Genomic DNA, 20,069 nt, shown 5'->3' on the forward strand with positions numbered 1-20,069 from the left:
TTTATGTCAGATTGTATTTTTTGTAAGATCATCGCAGGGGAGATTCCTGCTTCAAAAGTATACGAGGATGAGCAGGTTCTTGCCTTTCTTGATATCTCTCAAGTAACGCCTGGACACACCTTAGTCGTACCCAAAGAGCACTATCGCAATCTTTTGGAGATGGATGCCGCAAGTGCTAGCCAACTCTTTGCCCAAGTGCCACTGGTAGCTCAAAAAGTTATGAAGGCTACCAAGGCTGTCGGCATGAATATCATCGCCAACTGTGAGGAAGTTGCTGGTCAAACAGTCTTTCATACTCACGTGCACCTCGTACCTCGCTATGGTGCAGAAGATGACCTCAAGATTGACTTTATCGCCCACGAACCTGACTTTGACAAACTTGCCCAAGTCGCTGAAACTATTAGAAATGCCTAAGGAGTTGCCATGAAACTATCAAATCTACTGCTATTCGTAGGAGCTGCAGCTGGAAGTTATTTTGTCGTAAAAAATCGCCAAGCCATCACGGAGGAGTTTATAGACACTAGCGACCGTGTCGAGGCTATGAAGGAGGATTTGGATATCATTCAAAACAGCCTGCAAATCATCGACCAACAAAAAGCCCTTATCAAGGAATACCAAAAAGACTTGACCTACAAGTTCAAAGTCTTGGAAAAGGATTTCCAAACCAGAATGGCAGTCCTCCAAGAAGAAAAACAAGGATAAGAGAGTCTCCAACTTTCCTTAAACTCTTTTTGGGTTACCATGTCCTAAAAGAAAAAGGAGGGAATGAAAGTGAAACAGTTTTTAAAAGTTCTAGCGAAGGTCATCGCGATCCCTTGTGGTTGCCTCTGCCTGCTTGCAGCCTTGGCATTTCTACTACTGATGAATCTTTTCAAGGCCTCACCGAGTGACATCCAAAAAGGAAATGAAACCTTAAAACAAATCTTTATCTCCCTTGACATGCCTCCTGAGAAAGTAGAATCAAATGGAAGGTATCAATTCGAGGGTGGAGGCTTAAATTTTTATGTTACTTTCCCAGATGAAGTTGTCAATAGCCACCCAGTCCTAAAAGAAAGTCCAAAACTCACCAAAAATCGACTCGAAGTCTATGTCCTCCAGACAGGAGAAATTTCATACTATAAAGTAGGGGATAACTTGTTCAATCATGGTTTATTGCAGTTTTTAGAGAAAGAAAGCGAGAAGTATCTCCAAGAAATCGGAAAGAAATTTAATCCCAATTACTCAATTCTCTTTTGGAATGATCAGGAAAGTCTAAAAAAGGGGATTGTATTCTATAAAAAAGCTTTGACTTTAGTGGATATTCAGGATAATTCGGCAATCAACCACATTGATACCATCACCGTGAAATCTGGCAAAGAAGTGGAAATCAAGCAACTCATTCAGGAGATGGATGCGGCTAGCTTGCTCACTCAAAAGTACAAATAGCAAACCATATGGAGAATGATTTTCCGATGCCTAAATTTCCCACAATTATACAAAAAAGAGCCCGACGGCTCTTTTTGTTTTATTCTCCTTCAAAGGCATCTTTTATATGGTCAAAGAAGCCTTTTTTCTTTGGATTGACTTTCAAGTCACCTGCAGCTGCGAATTCTTTAAGCGCTGCTTTTTGACGGTCGTTCAAGCCTGTCGGAGTTACGACATTGACAGTAACATATTGGTCACCAACGGCACCGCCACGAAGGCTCGGTGCTCCCTTGCCACGTAGACGGAATTTCTTGCCAGTCTGAGTTCCCTCTGGGATGACCAATTCAACATCTCCATGCACTGTTGGAATCTCCACAGTATCACCAAGGGTTGCTTGGACAATATTGAGATTCAACTTGTAGAAAATGTTTGTTCCTTCACGTTCGAACTTATCGCTGGCTTCCACTGAAACCACCACGTACAAGTCGCCATAAGGTCCACCATTAAAGCCTGCTTCACCTTGACCCGCTAGGCGGATTTGTTGGCCTGTTTCCACACCAGCAGGAATCTTCACATGTACGCTATGAGCTTGTTTTTCATGGCCTGTTCCGTGACAAGTTGTACATGGATCTTTGATTTCCTTTCCGCGACCATGACAGACATCACAGGTTACTTGACGACGCATCATACCAAGCGGAGTCTGCGTATCGACGTTAATAACACCAGCGCCATGACAGCGTCCACAAGTGACTGGACTTGTCCCTGGCTTAGCACCAGAGCCATTACATGTACGACAGCTGGCTTCACGGTTGTATTTAACTTCTTTTTCCGTTCCGAAAATGGCTTCTTCAAAAGTCAAATTCACACGGTATTGGAGGTCATCACCTTGGCGAGGAGCGTTAGGATTGCGTGAAGAACCGCCTCCGCCGAAGAAACTTGAGAAGATATCTTCAAAACCACCGAAACCACCTGCTCCGTCAAAGCCACCAAAACCGCCAGTACCACCAAAGCCACCGTTAGCGCCTGCAGTACCATATTGGTCATAGGCAGCACGTTTTTGGTCGTCACTCAAAGTCTCATAGGCTTCTTGAACTTCCTTGTATTTTTCCTCAGCACCAGGCTCCTTGTTGATATCTGGGTGATATTTTTTTGAAAGCTTACGATAAGCCTTTTTGATCTCGTCTGCCGAAGCGTTTTTTGACACCCCCAGACGATCATAAAATTCAGTATTGTTCATACAAGATACCAAGAGCGAACAGAAAGCGACTGAAATTTAGAAAACCGACAAGAAATCCTGATTTCTTAGGAGGTTTATCTAATTTCCAAGCTTTCCGCTCGAGTTCAATTTCTCTAACGCTCTTTGTTCCTTTCTATTAATATTGCAGAACGAAACCACGATTTAGGTCGGGTTCAATTCCTTTCTTTTATATTAAGTAAGAAAGCTCAGAGCTCGAGTTCAATTTCTCTAACGCTCTTTGTCCTTTCTATTGATATTTTGAACCAAACCACGATTTAGGTCGGGTTCAATTCCTTTCTTTTATATTGATGAGATAAAACCCAAACCACTCAAGTCCTATCCCTTTTTACCGAAAAACAGAGGCTGGGTTGCAACCTCTGGATTTCCTTATTTTATTACGGTTTATAACTTTCTAAAAAGTATAGAATCCTATTCATGTTTGTCCATTCCTTTTCAGATTTTGAACTAAAACGACGAATCCATACCAATCGGAGCATATACAAGATTACAATAGCACCCGATATATACAGGGTTAAATTAATAACATTAGGATCTTTTTCTGATAGTTCAAATGGAATTGTAATAGCAAGCGTTAAAGTTGTTGCAACAGTTGGTGTGAAAACGGAAGATAAAATATTATTTAATGATGAATCCATTTGTTCCGAGCGTAACCTAGCTACGTGAATTTTTTCCTTATATAATTCTAATTCATCTACACGATCACTTGTGAAATATTCCCTTATTTGACTCTTGGTACTTTCTAGATCTTGTTTTGCTTCTCTGCAAAGTTGATTATATAGGTCAACGTGGTTTCTATTTGTAAAATCTAATGTCATCTTACTTCTCAGTAAACTCTCCGTCTACGACGTCATCGCCTGCGTTTCCTGTTGCTTGTGTGCCTTCTGCTCCTGCTTGAGCTTGTTGAGCTGCTGCAGCTTGTTCGTAGAGTTTAACAGCAAGGCCTTGAGCTTTTTCGTTCAATGCTTCAAGTTTTGCTTTCATGTCGTCCAAGTTGTTGTCTTCTTGGGCTTTCTTAAGCTCATCAAGGGCAACTTGAGTAGCATCACGTTCTGCATCGAAGCCTTTACCTTCAGTTTCCTTGATGGTCTTTTCAGTCGCAAAGATTGCTTGGTCTACTTCGTTACGAAGGTCAACTTCTTCCTTACGTTTCTTATCTGCTTCAGCATTTGCTTCTGCATCTTTCATCATGCGGTCGATTTCTTCGTCTGTCAAACCTGAGTTGGATTGGATGACAATTGTTTGTTCTTTTTGAGTTCCAAGGTCTTTGGCTTTAACAGATACGATACCGTTCTTGTCGATGTCAAATGTTACTTCGATTTGTGGGATACCACGAGGTGCAGCTGGGATGTCAGTCAATTGGAAACGTCCAAGAGTCTTGTTGTCTGCTGCCATTGGGCGTTCTCCTTGAAGAACGTGGATATCAACAGCTGGTTGGTTGTCTGCTGCTGTTGAGAAGACTTGTGATTTAGATGTTGGGATCGTAGTATTGCGGTCGATGAGTTTTGTGAAGACACCACCCATTGTTTCGATACCAAGTGACAATGGTGTTACGTCAAGAAGGACAACGTCTTTGACATCACCAGTAATCACACCACCTTGGATAGCCGCACCCATAGCAACTACTTCATCAGGGTTTACTGATTTGTTTGGTTCTTTACCAGTTTCAGCCTTAACAGCTTCTACAACGGCTGGGATACGAGTTGAACCACCAACAAGGATAACTTCGTCGATTTCTGACAAGCTCAAACCTGCATCTGAAAGGGCTTGACGAACTGGAACTTTTGTACGTTCTACAAGGTCACGAGTCAAATCGTCGAATTTCGCACGAGTCAAAGTCATTTCCAAGTGAAGAGGTCCAGCTTCACCTGCAGTGATGAATGGCAAGCTGATTTGTGTTGAAGTTACACCAGAAAGGTCTTTCTTCGCTTTTTCAGCCGCATCTTTCAAACGTTGCATTGCCATCTTGTCAGTAGACAAGTCAATGCCGTTTTCTTTCTTGAATTCTGCTACCAAGTGGTCAATGATTTTTTGGTCAAAGTCATCACCACCAAGTTTGTTGTCCCCTGCAGTTGACAATACGTCGAAGACACCATCACCGAGTTCAAGGATAGAAACGTCGAAGGTACCACCACCAAGGTCAAATACCAAGATTTTTTCTTCTTTGTCAGTCTTGTCCAAACCATAAGCAAGCGCTGCTGCTGTTGGTTCGTTGACGATACGTTCTACTTCAAGACCAGCGATTTTACCAGCGTCTTTTGTTGCTTGACGTTGAGCGTCGTTGAAGTAAGCTGGAACTGTGATAACAGCTTTAGTTACTTTTTCACCAAGATATTCTTCAGCGTAACCTTTCAAGTATTGAAGGATCATAGCTGAGATTTCTTGTGGAGTGTATTCTTTACCGTTCGCAGAAACTTTTTCAGAAGTTCCCATCTTAGATTTGATAGAGATAACAGTATCTGGGTTTGTGACTGCTTGACGTTTTGCAGCATCACCAACGATGATTTCTCCGTTTTTGAATGAAACTACAGATGGAGTTGTGCGGTTCCCTTCTGGGTTTGCAATGATTTTGCTTTCAGTTCCTTCAAGAACTGCAACTGCTGAGTTTGTTGTACCTAAGTCAATACCAATAATTTTAGACATGTGTTTTTCTCCTTGTTATTTAATTTTCTATTTTTGATATTCCCCTTAAGTGGTGGGGACGTGAGCAACTCCCTCCGGGATTTCATCACTAATTTTTGAGCCTATTGTCTCAAAAATTCCCCTACTTCACCACGGCGGGAAATATCTTCCTTGCAAGCCTCCGGCTTGCCTCTTAACTTTCTTCATAGTTTATTGTCGTTTCGGACAAGTTTTCTATTATATTATGATACGAGAAGTCGAAATTATGCGTGGTAGATGATTGGCAGTTCACTTCGTAAACGCTCGTGACCAGTCTAATCACCCTTGCGGGGGTGCGTCAACGAAATCACATATTTCTGACTTACCTCCTAGTTGAACACGCCCTAAGCTCTGGGTAAAAAAGATAGATTTCCTTGTGTTCATCGAACACTTCGTCAATCTCCTATTTTTACTGTGAGCTTTTTACGGGCTTTGTATCCTAGTTATACACCACTACCATGGCTGGTCTTAGGATGCGGTCATGAAGTTTGTAGCCTTTTTGGAAGACCTGGGCGATGGTATCTGCTGGGTGTTCATCGTCTGCTGGAAGAGTTTGGATTGCCATATGGTAATTATGGTCAAATTCGCCGTCAGCTGCAATTTCTTCAATCCCCTCTTCTTTCAAAGCGTGAATCAAGCTTTCTTGCACCATTTCTAGACCTTTTTTGACATCGTCTGTCAAGCCTTCAACGGCGAGGGCACGCTCAAGGTTATCCAAGGACGGTAGGATTGCTTTTCCTAGGTCTTGGCTACGATAACGTTGCAAGTTTTGACGTTCTTCGTTAGCACGACGTTGGATATTTTGCATTTCAGCATGGGCACGAAGGTATTTGTTTTCGAACTCGTCCGCACGCTCATTTACCAAGTCCAACTCAGACTTCTCAGGAGCAGTTTCTACCACTTCCTCTTCTTTTACTTCTTCGTTTTTTATTTCCTCAGACATTTTTCGCCTCCTTTTTAGGAATTTGTGTAATTTCATGTTCAACTCACCTCATAGTGATTACTACTCAAATAGCGATAGAAATCTGTGAGTTTCATAGTTAGGACTCGATTGACAACATTGACTTGATTGACCAATTGCTGGTAATCCAGATTGACTGGACCGATGATCGCCAGAATTCCAAAACCACGATAAGGGATAAGGAATTTACTGCTAATCACTGCTAGGTCAGCTAGACAGGATTCTTGACTGTCCGCAACACGAACGTTTTGCATCTGATCCTCATGCAGACCTTCACGAATCTCCAGAGCCACTTTCTGTGGTTGGTCAAAGAACTGATAGGCTGCGAGATTGGCAAAATTCAAGAGATTAACCTTGCCCGCCACTACAATGTTTTCGTTGAACATTTCTTTAAAAATGTGTTCAAAGAGATCGATGACATTGTCCGTCGTTGTGAAGTAGCGCTGGATAATCTGCGGAATCTCCGTCCGAATCTTGTAGTGAATATCTAGAACGGTGTGCCCCAGGAAGCGTTCCTGAATGATGCTCTTCAGTTTCAGCAGATCCTCCTGCAAGAAGTTCCTTGGAATCAGAAACTGACTGGTAACCGTTCGCGATTCGTCTAAGGTAAATACTGCCAAGGCTGTATGTTGCCCTAAAATAACGATATCAAAGGCTGTCAAACGCTGCCTGCTCGGCTCAACATCTAGCGCTACAACTGTGCAGCCACTCAAGTCTGTCAAGACATTAGCAGCCTCTTGCAGAATATCCTCCAGTTTGAAGAATTCCTGATCAAAGGCTTTGACAATCTCATAGACTTCATTTTCAGCCAGCCGGTCAAAATCCAGTGAGTGTTTCACATAGTACTGAAAACCAGCAACACTTGGCATCCGACCGCTTGAAGTATGCGCCTTCTCAAGCAAACCTTGCTTTTCTAGAGCCGCCATATCATTACGAATGGTTGCACTGCTAGAGTTGATAGACTCTTGCAAAGCTTTGGATCCGACAGGTTCGTGCGTTTTGGTAAAGATGTCAATAATCAGATTTAAAATATCCTGCTGACGCTCTGTAACCATCTCATCACTCCTCTCTGTCCGATCAATTAGCACTCGATACATCTAAGTGCTAACTCATGATTCTATTATACACCCTTGAAAGAGAATGTCAAGACAAAAACTCAAAAAATTAGCACTCTTTTGCCAAGAGTGCTAAAAATCAGTCTAAAGACCTAGAATCTTACTTTTCATCAATTTGGTATTTCCTTTTAAGTCTGAAAAAACCATAGATTAGATAAGAAATCATAAAGGCATATAGAGCAAAAATGACGAAGAAAGATTGAGACAGGTTTTCTCTAAACAAACTCATACAAATAACAAGACCAGCTGAGATAGTAGTTATGCATGAACGAATTCTAGAAATCACAACTTCCCATTTGAGCCCCCTACTCATATAGACTTGATCCTCTGGAAGTAAATCAGAAGATGATTTACGAAGAATTGAACAAGAACCTGTCTCTATCAATTCCCAATCTCTATTTCTAAAATCTTGCAGTTCATATTTATACTTTTTAAGAAATCTAGAATCACTGATACGATAAATGACATCGTCCGGCTGGCATTGGTAAAAATAGAAAAAACCAAAACGATTCCTACTATATTTCCAACCTTTCAAATGCATCTCATGTAAATATTCTTCTTCCTTGTCAAAATCAATAATAGTGAAAATCCGAAATTCTACTCTGCTATTCATTGTCTTACCCCAAAATTAGAAAACATGACTGGTCTTATTTATTAGATAATTCTTTCCACTTTTGACTCAATCTCCAAAAAATATAAGAAATCTGAATCGCAAAAACTATCAATAAAACCCAATCTATTATGAAAATCAAAAACAATTCCCAATTGAAAGAACTAAATCTACTGAGAAACTTTGAGAAAACCGGTAGTAAAGCTGAAAAGAGAACCAAAATGGGAAGCATCCGCATTGTTAAAATACGTTTGACCATAGCTAACTTCCCAGCCGAGTCATTATAAATTTCAAACTCTGAATCCGATTCAATTTCAGAATGTGGTTTTCTAAAATAGGAAAACCCATTAAAGTCTGTAATATGCTCCCAGCCACAGTCTTTAAATAGTTGTAAATAGGAGGCCCTCTCTGATTTTTTCATGGGATAAAAGTCCAACTGATAAGCCACCTGTTCCGGTTGGCACTTTTCAAAAGTATACTTAACCGCAACTACTAAGTTAGAGTAGCTTACTTCCTTGAGTTTCCAGCCCTCAGCATGCATTTTTCTAAGATAGAAAGCCTCTCTATCATAATCCGCAATGGTAGCAATTCTATAAACAACCTTCTTTTCCATCATCCTTCCTCCAGACTGTTTCTGTAGAGCCGTTCAATACGTTTCAATTCAATTTCTAACACTTTCCGGCCCAAGTCAGTAATCTGATAGATTTTACGTTTTTCCTCTTCTCGGACAAAGGAAATCAAACCATCCTTTTCCATTTTTGACAGGGTTCCATACATGGTCCCAGGACTAATGGAAACCTGTGAATCTGTCATCTCTTTAACTTTTTGGGTAATACCATAGCCATGGTTCTCCTTTTGCAGACAGAACAGAATATAAAAACCCGTTTCAGTCATCGGCAGATAGACCCGTCTAATCTTATCTGTTAATTCCATTTAACCAGACCTCCTATTTAGTTCGATATATCGCACTTCGTTATATAAAATATATCACACCTCGATATAAAATGCAAGAAAAAAGACCACCCTGAGGCAATCTTTCTTCTCTATTAGTAAAGGTCTAGATAATTATCAATTTCCCATTGTGAAACGAAGGTTGCATAACTTGCCCATTCAATTCGTTTAGCTTCAAGGAAACTAGTATAGATATGTTCTCCAAGAGCCGCTCTGACAACTTCATCTTCCGTCAAAGCTTTCAAAGCGTTGTGAAGGGTTGATGGAAGATCTGTAATACCAGCTTCTTTACGTTCTTCTGCTGTCATGATGTAGATATTTTCTTCGATAGGAGCTGGAGCTTCGATTTTGTTCTCAATACCATGCAAACCAACTTCCAAAAGAACAGCCATAGCGATGTATGGGTTAGCCATTGGGTCCACTGAGCGCAATTCCAAACGAGTTCCCATTCCACGTGAAGCGGGCACGCGCACAAGTGGCGAACGGTTACGACCAGCCCAAGCAATATAAACAGGCGCTTCATAACCAGGAACCAAACGTTTGTAGGAGTTAACAGTTGGGTTCATGATGGCAGTATAGTTGTAAGCGTGCTTGATCAAACCACCAAGGAAATGGTAAGCTGTTTCTGACAACTGCATTCCTTTTGGATCATTTGGATCAAAGAAGGCATTATTTCCTTCTGCATCAAACAAGGACATATTACAGTGCATACCTGAGCCAGCAATACCAAATTTTGGCTTGGCCATAAAGGTTGCATATAGACCGTGTTTACGAGCAATGGTTTTAACAACGAGCTTAAAGATTTGAATCTTATCACAAGCACGGAGAACCTCATCATACTTGAAGTCGATTTCATGTTGTCCTACCGCAACTTCGTGGTGACTAGCTTCTACTTCAAATCCCATTTTAGTCAAGACATTAACGATTTCACGACGTGTGTTGTCCGCAAGGTCTGTAGGCGCCAAATCAAAGTAGCCACCTTTGTCATTTACTTCAAGTGTTGGGTCTCCATTTTCATCCAACTTAAATAGGAAGAATTCTGGCTCTGGTCCAAGGTTAAAGGATTTGAATCCTACTTTCTCCATGTGACGAAGAGCACGTTTGAGGTTGCCACGTGGGTCACCTGCAAATGGTTCGCCTTCTGTTGTATAGACATCACAGATCAAACCTGCAACACTTCCGTTTTCATCTCCCCAAGGGAAGACTGTCCATGTATCCAAGTCTGGGTACAAGTACATATCTGATTCGTTGATACGTACAAAACCTTCAATAGAAGATCCATCAAACATGGCTTTGTTTGACAAGACCTTGTCTAACTGTTCATCTGTAGCAGGAATCTCGACGTTCTTCATAGTTCCCAAGATATCTGAAAACATGAGACGAATAAAGGTAACATTTCTTTCCTTGACTTCACGACGAATATCTGCAGCTGTGATTGGCATGAGTTTACTCCTTAATTTTTGACTACTTGCGATTGCCTAACCGCGACCAAAAGGTGACTGCACTGAAGCAAAGCGTCCCTGTTGGAGGAGCTCATTATGAAGTGCACGACGCACCTCCGTTGGGCTCACTGCTTTCTTGGATTTCGCCTCACGCTCAGCGTATTTCTTCTTAATGGCAGCGATATTGAAACCTTCAGAGATATAATCTTTGATCTCAAGCAAACGATCCATGTCATTCAACGAATACATACGACGGTTCCCTTCGTTACGATCAGGCTTTATCAACTCTTGATCTTCATAATAACGAATCTGACGCGCCGATAGATCGGTCAACTTCATCACACTACCGATAGGAAAAACAGCCATATTTCGACGAAATTCTTTTTCCTTCATTTACAATTTCCTTCTTTCTGTCTATTATAGTCTAAAAAAATAGATACGTCAATCAATAATGTCACAAAATGTAACATTATTTTCTTTTTTTCTCCAAAAGATTTCTGAAACGCTCAATATCATAATTCACGAGTATTGCCACAAATACACCCATAAAAGTTTCAAATACACGCGCAAACACGTACAAAATCGTCTCTCCACTCGGTATCGATAGGGTAATAATCAACATCGCCGAAACTCCGCCGATAACTCCCGCCTTATTGTTCATGGCGACATTTGTCATAATGGTTAACATAGTGCAAATTGGAACAATCAGCAAGGTCACCCAAAAGGCTTCTTGAAATAGAGTGTTTAAGAGGAAGAAAACAAGGGCGTAGAAACCACCGATACTGTTTCCTAGAATGCGTGATGTTCCAAAATGGACACTCTTATCAAAGCTTTCTCTCAAACTAAAGACTGCTGTCAAAGCCCCAATTTGAAGCCCCTTCCAACCAAAAAATCCAAAAATCAAGAGAACTAAAAAAACAGCAATTCCGGTTTTAAAGGTTCGTAGACCAAGCTTGAACTGTGACTTATCAAATTTATATTTTTTAAAATAACCCATAATCTCAACTTTCTATTTCCATTTTATCATAATTTAGTTGATTTTATGAGCCAAAATCAATCGGAAACGTTTTTAATTCAAGCTACAAGAAAAAGAGGAAACAAAGTTCCTCTTTTCATCGTTTCATTTACGAAAGATTATTTTTCTGTAAGTGTAGCCAATCCTGGCAATACTTTACCTTCAAGGAGTTCCATTGATGCTCCACCACCAGTAGAGATCCATGAGAACTTGTCTGCACGTCCAAGGTTGATGGCTGCAGCAGCTGAGTCACCACCACCGATGATTGATTTCACGCCTGGTTGTTTCACGATAGCATCCATGACACCGATTGTACCAGCTTGGAAGTCTGGGTTTTCAAATACACCCATAGGTCCGTTCCATACAACTGTTTTGGCACCAGTCAAAGCTTCGTCGAATTTAGCGATAGATTTTGGACCGATATCCAAACCAAGGAAACCTGGGTCTACTGCTTCACCTTCGGTGTCTTTCACTTCAGTGTAGTCAGCAAATGCGTTTGCTTCTTTTGAGTCAACTGGCAAGATCAATTTACCGTTTGCTTTTTCAAGAAGAGCTTTCGCAACATCCAATTTGTCTTCTTCTACAAGTGAGTTACCAATTTCGATACCTTGAGCTTTGTAGAATGTGTAAGTCATCCCACCACCGATAAGAACTTTATCAGCTTTTTCAAGCAAGTTTTCGATAACACCGATCTTGTCTGAAACTTTTGAACCACCAAGGATAGCCACGAATGGACGTTCTGGAGCTTCAACTGCTTCTTGGATGTAGGCAATTTCGTTTTCAAGAAGGAAACCAGCAACTGCTTTTTCAACGTTTGCTGAGATACCAACGTTAGATGCGTGTGCACGGTGAGCTGTACCGAATGCATCGTTTACGAAGATACCATCTCCAAGTGATGCCCAATATTTACCAAGTTCAGGATCATTTTTAGATTCTTTCTTGCCGTCAACATCTTCGAAACGAGTGTTTTCAACCAAGAGAACTTGTCCATCTTCAAGAGCGTTGATTGCTGCTTCCAATTCAGCACCACGAGTTACACCTGGAAGGAAAGCAACGTCTTGACCCAATTTAGCAGCCAAGTCAGCAGCTACAGGAGCAAGTGATTTACCTTCTTTGTCTGCTTCTTCTTTTACACGTCCAAGGTGAGAGAAGAGGATTGCACGTCCACCTTGTTCAAGGATGTACTTGATAGTTGGAAGAGCTGCAGTGATACGGTTGTCATTGGTAATCACGCCATCTTTAACAGGTACGTTGAAGTCAACACGAACGAGAACTTTTTTCCCTTTCAAGTCAACGTCTTTAACAGTCAATTTTGCCATTAGATATGACTCCTTCTTTTTTTATACGTGTTAATTATATCACAAAATCAACAAAAGAGATAGCAAAACCCTAAACTTTTCGAGTTCATTCTTGCAACTGAAACTACTTTTTTTAAAATTAAAACTAGAAAAAACTTGCCAAATAACTAATTAATGCAAGAAAAACTAGTTAAAACAAGGCCTGACCGATCTTCAGTCAAACCTTGTTTTTTAGTTTTTATGAGAAAATTCAAGATTCGTAAATCCGATTAGTCTTCTCTCTTTTTCAAAGCTACAAGTCCATAGGCACTCATCACTCCGAGAAGTCCCAGTGCTACCAGACCAGTATCTGTTTCTAGTCCAGTATTTGGAAGTTCTTTGCTTGCTACTTCAATTTTTGCTGGTACAGCTAAAGGCGTTTGCTCCATTGTTTGTGAGACTTGCTCTTCTTTCGTTCCTACTTCAACAATTTCTGGGATAGATTCCTTGAGAACTTCAGTCGAACGAAGGGTACGTTTGCCCTGACCATCGACTTCTACAAAGCGACGAACTTGACCTTCAACTCCTGCTTGCACAACACGGCGTTGTCCTTTGAGAAGCTCGGCGTTTGGTCGCTCCTGATGTTCGAAGGAAACTGTCCCCTCTTCAATTTCTAGTTTCGGAATTTCTAAAACTAGATCTTTCACACCTTCAGCTGGTTGGTTGCTCGATAGAACTTTTGTACCAACTTCGGTGATTTCTGGGATTGATTCCTTGACTACCTCAGTCGAACGAAGAGTGCGTTTGCCTTGGGTATCTACTTCTACAAAGTGGCGAACTTGACCTTCAACTCCAGCTTGCACAACACGGCGTTGTCCTTTGAGAAATTCGGAGTTTGGTCGCTCCTGACGTTCAAAGGCTGTTGTTTCAGTTTCAATAACTAGTTCAGGGAGGGCATCAACCGTCGGGGCCACTTCATTTGGATCCATGCTACCAACATGATGGCTTTCTTCTGCAGGAGCTAGTTTCTTATTCAACTTTTCTTTCATGTCCGCAAAAGCTTGTGGAGTTGGTGTTTGTGAAGACAACAAAGCTTCAGCTTGGGCAATCAACTCATCTTGAGAATCTTTTTCACGGACGGATTCGAGCAAGCCTTCCAATTCTTCTCTAGCAGTTTGATAACGTTGATTTCCATCCAAGTCTGTCCCAGCTTGTTTCAACTCATTCAAAGCCTGGTTGACTTCTTCTTGACTAGAATTGTGGTTTTCTGCTACAGCTTTCGCTGCAGTGAGCTTCTCTACTAGTGCTGCTTGTTTGTCCTCACTTGAGAAGGTGTAGGCAAGGGTTGACTGACGGCCTTGAGCAGCAGTGATTTCTTGTTTGAGGTACTCATCGTTGACAGCTGCTTTTGGAGAAACCAAGACATCAAACTCAGCGGTGTGCCCCTTGTAATGCAGGGTCAAGGTTTGACGGCCAGTCTTTTGAGCATTGTAGCCCGTAATTTCAACACCTTCATCAGTAAAGCTGTGAGTCTCTTCTGTCTCATCATCATAGAGAACACCGAAGCGACCTTCAGAGAGATCCAGTTGATCACCTACTAGATAGTCTGTTTTCGGTTTCTGAGTAATGTACAATCCTGCTACTTCTTTTGGTTTTCCTTCATTTTGTCCTGTCACTTGGACTTTCAGATCACCTGACACTGGTAAACCAAGGTATTGAAGTGTTAGGTTTTGTTCCCCTTTTTGATGAGCATCGTATCCAGAAACAGTCACACCTGAGTGAGTAAGGTTAATCAGCTCGTCTGCTTGCCCCCCTTCGTATTGAACACGGAGAGTGCCGCCTCTAAGGTCAAGTTTTTCTCCCTCTTTATAAACTGTCTTCTTAGGCCCTTTTTCAAGACTAACTGCAGCAATTTTTCTTTCATCCTGCGGAATCGCTACTGCCAAGGTGTTACTGATTTCTTTGCCAGGGAGTTGGGTACGATAGTAGAGGAGAGTTGGTTGTTTGTCAAAGGCCAATGGTGCTGTTGCTAGGTCGCCTCCAGTTTCAGTCTTTAAAGTTGCAATTGGTGTTTTTGAATCAGCCTTGTCGTAAACGGTGATGGTTGCACCCGCTGGAACAGCAGAGAAGCCAAGTTGAACTTGATGGTTTCCAAGTGAACGGGCAGCTACCTTAGCCATTGGAATATTTCGACTTTCTGTATCTAGTGTTTCATACATCTTCCAGTTGTAGATACGAATGGCCTTCCAAGGTGTTCCGTTATCTGAGGTGATAACTTTTAGGCGCCAATCTTGGGCAGTAATTGGTTTGTCAAGAGTGATATCCGTAACGTGCGCTTTGTTGCCACGGACTTCCTTAGCTAGCTTCCACTCGCCATCTGTATCCTTGTAGTAAAGATCAAAGTCCTTAGTATTCATTAAACCATCGTTAACAGACTCACCACCAGCTCCCGCATGATCCATTACCCATCTGACAACACGACGCGGTTGGGTCAAACGAATATCAACACTACCGCTCAATTGTCCTGAAGACCACTTGTCCGATAGACTTGTAATCGTTCCGTTCAACATGCCTTCGATGCCTTCACCGCCTTCAGTATTTGGGAAAGTGCTGCCAATAACCGTTGCCCCTGGAACAATATTTTCAGCCAAAGGTCTTGGGAGAGTTGTGTCCTGAACAGTCATGCCCCAGTTGAATGACGCAGTTGCAGCTTCTGAACGGAGTCCATTTTTACCAACTGCAACGACTTTCAATTCTTGCGTTGTACCAGTCGCATTAGCAGAACGGCTAACTTTTGGCAAGTAGATGGTTGAAGCAGATGAACCTGTCAACAAACGCCAGTTGTCACCGTCTTTTTCGTAGACTTCATAGAAATCTGCATCTTGGTTACCCGTAAATTGAACAACTGCTTCAGCTTCTTGGGCATTCTTAAGAGATTGCTTCACCACAGAGAGACCTGTTGGAGCTTGCGGTGCTTGGTGATTGTCTGAAATTGTTAATTGTCCTAGGTTGAACTGATAATCTTTTACAGCACCTTCATGTTCGAAGAAGAGTTTAACTGCATAGATGGTTTTACCTGCTAGTGAGCTAAGATCAATTTCTTCATTTGTCCAGTTTTCAGAAAGAGTCAGTTCTTTCCATGCATCTGCATCCTCAAATTTATAGTCTGGAGTCGTAGAGAAGGCCATATAAACTTTCGAGCCTTTTCCTCCCTTGTGGGCAACCCGAAGTTTGGTTTTCTCCGTTACTTCTAGTTTGGTAGAGTACAAATTCACATCTTGGTTCGTCTTACCAGCTACATCACCTGAGAATTTAAGAGAGTTTCCGCCATTGTAGGCATCTGTAAAGTCATATTCTGCACGGAGTTTTTCACCCGTTGAAGTCTGCCACCAGCGCCATGTTAGCAAGACACCTGAAACAGAACGGTAGTTCCACTCAGAATCCTTAGAAACTTTGCCGTCTACAAACCACTTTCTACCATGACCTGTATTAAAAGAGGTAGTGAAGGTCCGGCCTACTGCCGGAGTGCGGTCCGCAACTAAATTGGCAATTCCATACCATTCTTTATCGCCTGGTTTTTGGGCCGTTGGATCTCCTTGGTAACCTGTGAAGAAGATATCCTCGTTCTTGTGGTAGTCTTCACCTGTTTTTCCTAGACTGGTAATCGTATCCGGCGCAAAAAGTCCCAGTGACAAACGCAACTTGCCATTTTCATCTAAGAGAGCATCCCAGTTGACCTTGGTCTTATATGAACCACCTTGTTGCAATTCTAAGCCTGCAAAGACATCATACTGGCTACGTTCTAGCCATTTGGCCATCTCTACTGAGTAGTCATTCTTTTCCTTGTTCCAGTTAAAGTTGGCAAAGAATTGATCCGCAGGGACCTTGTCACCTTCTTTTTGCATGAACTGGTAGTTGTATTCTCCCAGTCCATCTTCGTGGTAACGACCATATTTGTAGGTCATGGCATCGTACCAAGCATACTTGATTGGGTGGTTGACTTTAGCTGCGTATTCTTTTGTATAGAGCATGAATTGGCGCATTTTTTCACCAAGAGGTGCTACTAATTCCCCCGTTGTTTCCTGGTTGATGAAATAGCCATCAAATCCATAATACTTAGCGAGATCAACGAGTTTTCGTGCAATTGGGAAGGTGCCATCCTCATCTTGCTTCAAAGCCTCAGCAAACTTCTCTTGGTCAGCAATGCTGTTTGACCAGTTGAAGAAGAGGGTTCCATAAACAGGCACACCATTACGGTGCCCAGCATCAATGACGTCTGGAGTTGGGACTAGTCCTTCCCAGAAGACCATTGAATCCAAATATTGCCAGTAATCAAAGGCGTAGGCCTTGAATTCTTCTCCACCAACGGAAGCGTGGTCTTTAGCCTTTGAGTTGGTATTTGCTAGCGCCTGAACCTTGGCTCTTCTGCTTGCTTTTTCGTTAACCAGCTGACCTCTATGGCGCTTGGCGAGTTCAACTGAGGAACGGTTGATGGGATCATCCTCACGCGCACCAGGTTCCCATTTCAACAAATCTTCCCAAGTATCAAACTTGATTTCTTTTGGTCGGAGACTCTTCTCTTCATTTTTAGGAACGTCTGCTAGACTTGGTTTGTCGGCTTTATTGTCAACCACCTGAGGAGCGTCCTCAGACTTGACTCCTTCTTTGTCAGTTGCTGGAGCTGGCTCCTCAACTTTTTCTGTCGGAGCTGGCTTTGCCTCTTCTTTTTCATTGAGCAAATCAGCTATTGCTGGAGAGTTTTCTGAAATTGGTTGCTCAGCTACTTTGTTTTCAGTTTTTTCTAATTGTTTTTCGATGACTGCAGTGTCTGGACTCGCTGTTTCACTAGTGCTTGTAGCCTGAGCGCTCGTATTTGCAACTGCCTCAGGGACAGAGATCTGTTCGGCAAGGGCTGGACTCGCAAATAGAGCTGAACCAATCATCAAGGAACAAGCTCCGATTGATAGCTTTCGAATACTGTAACGGCAACGTTTTTCAAAAAATAGATCTTTCATCTTATCCTCCAAATAAAATAAAAAGTAAGCGCTTTACTTTTTAGATAAAAGCAACTGTTCTTAGCGGACACCACCAGAACAGGATTATCTTCATTTTATCTTATATGAAAGCGATGTCAATCTATTTGACATAAAAACTATAACTAGGATAAGAAACAGTTAAATTTGGATACAATCCTTTCAAACATTTATACTTGAGGTGATAACTCTATTTAAGGAAGAAATTTAAAAAAGTTAGCGATTTCTTACTAAAATATCAAGAAAACACTTGTGGGATTTCCTATTATCCTTTAAAATAGAATAGGAGAAATTCCGTTATTATTTTTCGGAGGAAAAAGAAATGTCCATTAATTGGCAGGAAATTTTATTTCACTTTTTAGGTGGTCTGGGGCTATTCTTATATAGTATCAAGACCATGGGAGACGGTTTGCAACAAGCTGCTGGAGATCGCCTTCGTTTTTACATCGACAAGTACACCAGCAATCCCTTTTTAGGTGTTCTAGTCGGGATTGTCGTGACGGCCCTGATTCAGTCAAGTACAGGGGTTACAGTTATCACGGTTGGACTGGTCAGCGCTAGCCTTCTAACTCTTAGACAGGCTATCGGAATTATCATGGGAGCCAACATCGGAACCACCGTCACTTCCTTTATCATCGGTTTCAAGCTTGGCGAGTATGCTTTACCCTTGATTTTCCTTGGAACCATGTTCCTATTCTTTACAAAAAACAGAACAGCAAACAATATCGGGCGCATCCTGTTTGGTGTAGGGGGAATCTTCTACGCCCTCAACCTCATCAGTGCCGGTATGAGCCCTCTTAAAGATTTACCACAATTCAAGGAATACATGGTAACCTTGGGACAAAATCCTGTGTTAGGAGTTTTTGCCGGTGCAGTGATTACCGTTCTCATCCAAGCTTCTTCCGCGACAATCGGGATTTTGCAAGGTCTCTATGCAGGTGGATTCCTTGACCTTAAAGGTTCTCTACCAGTTCTCTTCGGAGATAATATCGGGACAACCCTAACAGTTATCATCGCGGCAGCTGGAGCCAATGTCTCTGCGAAACGCGTTGCTGCAACCCACGTCACCTTTAACGTTTTAGGGACTATTCTTTGCTTAATCTTATTAGGCCCATTTACGTCAATGATTGAGTACTTCCAAGCACTCCTTCACCTCTCACCTGAGATGACTATTGCCTTCTCTCACGGTGCCTTTAACGTAAGTAACACCATTGTACAATTTCCCTTCATCGGAGCTTTGGCTTTCTTTGTAACTAAGCTCATCCCTGGTGAAGATGAAGTTGTCAAGTACGAGCCGCTTTATCTTGATGAGCATTTGATTAAACAAGCTCCATCAATCGCTCTCGGAAATGCGAAGAAAGAACTCCTTCACTTGGGAAATTATGCTTCTAAAGCCTTTGACCTTTCATACAACTACATCATTGACCTCAATGAAAAGGTTGCTGAAAAAGGCCACAAGACAGAAGAAGCCATCAACACCATTGATGAAAAATTGACTCGTTATCTTATTACTCTTTCAAGCGAGGCCCTTAGCCAGAAAGAAAGTGAAGTGCTAACCAACATCCTGGATTCATCCCGTGATTTGGAACGGATTGGGGACCATGCAGAAGCCCTAATCAATCTGACTGACTACCTTCAACGTAAAAATGTTCAGTTCTCTGAAGCTGCTTTGCAGGAATTGGCTGATATTTATCAAAAAACTACTGGCTTTATCAAGGATGCCCTTGATAGCGTGGAAAACAATGATATCGAAAAAGCTCAAAGTCTGATTGAACGCCATAAAGAAATCAACAATATGGAACGTGTTCTCAGAAAGACCCACATCAAACGCCTTAACAAGGGTGAGTGTTCAACACAAGCCGGGGTCAACTTTATTGACATCATTTCCCACTACACTCGTGTATCTGACCACGCCATGAACCTTGCTGAGAAGGTCATCGCTGAACAGATTTAATAGGTAAGAAATCACCTTGACTTAGGTGGTTTTTTCGTCTCTTAATCAAGAATATTTTTTCTAACGTAAAAAATGCTTTGATTCACAATGGAATCAAAGCATTTTAAAGAGCTCTCCAAACATAATAGCAGAAACCGCGGTTCCTCTGTACTTAGCTTCTTCTCTTTTGATAAAGCGAGCCAAGTTGATCAATTCAGGTGCTGGGTGTTTGGGATTTCTGAACAATTCAAGATTGACCAGACCTGAGAGACGGACTGCTAGTAACTGCTCATTTGTAGTAGGCAGTTTCTTAGCAGTCTCTAGGAGAGCAGCGACTAAATCGTCACTCAAGCCCTGACGGGCATGATTGTAGAGATCTTTTATAAGGCTTTCTAGATTTGGTTCTGCCATC

General features: G+C 41.8%; 18 protein-coding genes. 4 read left to right on the forward strand and 14 right to left on the reverse strand.

Annotation, left to right across the window (positions count from 1 at the left end):
• Positions 1-3 precede the first annotated feature (3 nt).
• The 3 genes from FGK98_RS08015 to FGK98_RS08025 all read left to right on the forward strand — a co-directional run bounded on the left by FGK98_RS08015 (position 4) and on the right by FGK98_RS08025 (position 1,425).
• The gene (locus FGK98_RS08015; RefSeq protein ID WP_138100745.1) at positions 4-414 is read left to right on the forward strand and encodes an HIT family protein; all 411 of its coding nucleotides are present in this window, start codon (positions 4-6) and stop codon (positions 412-414) included.
• Positions 415-423: 9 nt separating this feature from the next.
• The gene (locus FGK98_RS08020) at positions 424-702 is read left to right on the forward strand and encodes a hypothetical protein (RefSeq protein WP_000777766.1); all 279 of its coding nucleotides are present in this window, start codon (positions 424-426) and stop codon (positions 700-702) included.
• A gap of 63 nt (positions 703-765) precedes the next feature.
• Entirely contained in the window at positions 766-1,425 is a 660-nt protein-coding gene (locus FGK98_RS08025) for a hypothetical protein (RefSeq protein ID WP_138100746.1), read from the forward strand.
• 79 nt (positions 1,426-1,504) lie between these two features.
• Here FGK98_RS08025 and dnaJ read toward each other — a convergent pair whose 3' ends face one another.
• The 13 genes from dnaJ to FGK98_RS08095 all read right to left on the reverse strand — a co-directional run bounded on the left by dnaJ (position 1,505) and on the right by FGK98_RS08095 (position 17,706).
• Entirely contained in the window at positions 1,505-2,641 is a 1,137-nt protein-coding gene (gene dnaJ, locus FGK98_RS08030) for a molecular chaperone DnaJ (RefSeq protein ID WP_138100747.1), read from the reverse strand.
• A 395-nt stretch (positions 2,642-3,036) separates the two neighbouring features.
• A complete protein-coding gene (locus FGK98_RS08035) occupies positions 3,037-3,477 on the reverse strand; it encodes a hypothetical protein (RefSeq protein ID WP_138100748.1) in 441 nt (146 codons plus the stop codon).
• 1 nt (position 3,478) lies between these two features.
• Positions 3,479-5,302 (reverse strand): molecular chaperone DnaK, encoded by a 1,824-nt coding sequence (dnaK, locus tag FGK98_RS08040; protein ID WP_138100749.1) that lies wholly within the window; start codon positions 5,300-5,302, stop codon positions 3,479-3,481.
• Positions 5,303-5,759: 457 nt separating this feature from the next.
• Positions 5,760-6,263 (reverse strand): nucleotide exchange factor GrpE, encoded by a 504-nt coding sequence (gene grpE / locus FGK98_RS08045; protein ID WP_138100750.1) that lies wholly within the window; start codon positions 6,261-6,263, stop codon positions 5,760-5,762.
• A 38-nt stretch (positions 6,264-6,301) separates the two neighbouring features.
• On the reverse strand, positions 6,302-7,336 hold the full coding sequence (gene hrcA / locus FGK98_RS08050) for a heat-inducible transcriptional repressor HrcA (RefSeq protein WP_138101059.1): 1,035 nt from the start codon (positions 7,334-7,336) through the stop codon (positions 6,302-6,304).
• Positions 7,337-7,496: 160 nt separating this feature from the next.
• Positions 7,497-8,009: a DUF2812 domain-containing protein gene (locus FGK98_RS08055; RefSeq protein ID WP_138100751.1), complete on the reverse strand. Its 513-nt coding sequence runs from the start codon at positions 8,007-8,009 to the stop codon at positions 7,497-7,499.
• Between the two features lie 34 nt (positions 8,010-8,043).
• Complete coding sequence (locus FGK98_RS08060) at positions 8,044-8,619, reverse strand: DUF2812 domain-containing protein (RefSeq protein ID WP_138100752.1); 576 nt, start codon at positions 8,617-8,619, stop codon at positions 8,044-8,046.
• Positions 8,619-8,939: a PadR family transcriptional regulator gene (locus FGK98_RS08065; protein ID WP_138100753.1), complete on the reverse strand. Its 321-nt coding sequence runs from the start codon at positions 8,937-8,939 to the stop codon at positions 8,619-8,621. Before FGK98_RS08065 ends, FGK98_RS08060 begins: the two co-directional genes overlap by 1 nt.
• Before the next feature lie 113 nt (positions 8,940-9,052).
• Positions 9,053-10,399 carry a type I glutamate--ammonia ligase gene (gene glnA, locus FGK98_RS08070; protein ID WP_138100754.1) on the reverse strand — a complete coding sequence of 449 codons (1,347 nt, stop codon included), beginning with the start codon at positions 10,397-10,399 and terminating at the stop codon, positions 9,053-9,055.
• A 36-nt stretch (positions 10,400-10,435) separates the two neighbouring features.
• Positions 10,436-10,792 (reverse strand): transcriptional repressor GlnR, encoded by a 357-nt coding sequence (gene glnR / locus FGK98_RS08075; protein ID WP_138100755.1) that lies wholly within the window; start codon positions 10,790-10,792, stop codon positions 10,436-10,438.
• A gap of 76 nt (positions 10,793-10,868) precedes the next feature.
• The gene (locus tag FGK98_RS08080; protein ID WP_138100756.1) at positions 10,869-11,396 is read right to left on the reverse strand and encodes an FUSC family protein; all 528 of its coding nucleotides are present in this window, start codon (positions 11,394-11,396) and stop codon (positions 10,869-10,871) included.
• A gap of 137 nt (positions 11,397-11,533) precedes the next feature.
• On the reverse strand, positions 11,534-12,733 hold the full coding sequence (locus FGK98_RS08085) for a phosphoglycerate kinase (protein ID WP_138100757.1): 1,200 nt from the start codon (positions 12,731-12,733) through the stop codon (positions 11,534-11,536).
• A 248-nt stretch (positions 12,734-12,981) separates the two neighbouring features.
• Positions 12,982-17,706, reverse strand: a complete 4,725-nt coding sequence (locus FGK98_RS08095) for an endo-beta-N-acetylglucosaminidase (RefSeq protein WP_138100758.1) — start codon at positions 17,704-17,706, stop codon at positions 12,982-12,984.
• Positions 17,707-18,046: 340 nt separating this feature from the next.
• Between FGK98_RS08095 and FGK98_RS08100 the strand changes: the two genes are divergently transcribed.
• On the forward strand, positions 18,047-19,678 hold the full coding sequence (locus FGK98_RS08100; RefSeq protein WP_138100759.1) for a Na/Pi cotransporter family protein: 1,632 nt from the start codon (positions 18,047-18,049) through the stop codon (positions 19,676-19,678).
• 93 nt (positions 19,679-19,771) lie between these two features.
• Here FGK98_RS08100 and FGK98_RS08105 read toward each other — a convergent pair whose 3' ends face one another.
• The gene (locus FGK98_RS08105; protein ID WP_125395238.1) at positions 19,772-20,068 is read right to left on the reverse strand and encodes a bacteriocin immunity protein; all 297 of its coding nucleotides are present in this window, start codon (positions 20,066-20,068) and stop codon (positions 19,772-19,774) included.
• Position 20,069 lies beyond the last annotated feature (1 nt).

The organism is Streptococcus australis, from assembly GCF_901543175.1.
Classification (GTDB): Bacteria; Bacillota; Bacilli; order Lactobacillales; family Streptococcaceae; genus Streptococcus; species Streptococcus australis_A.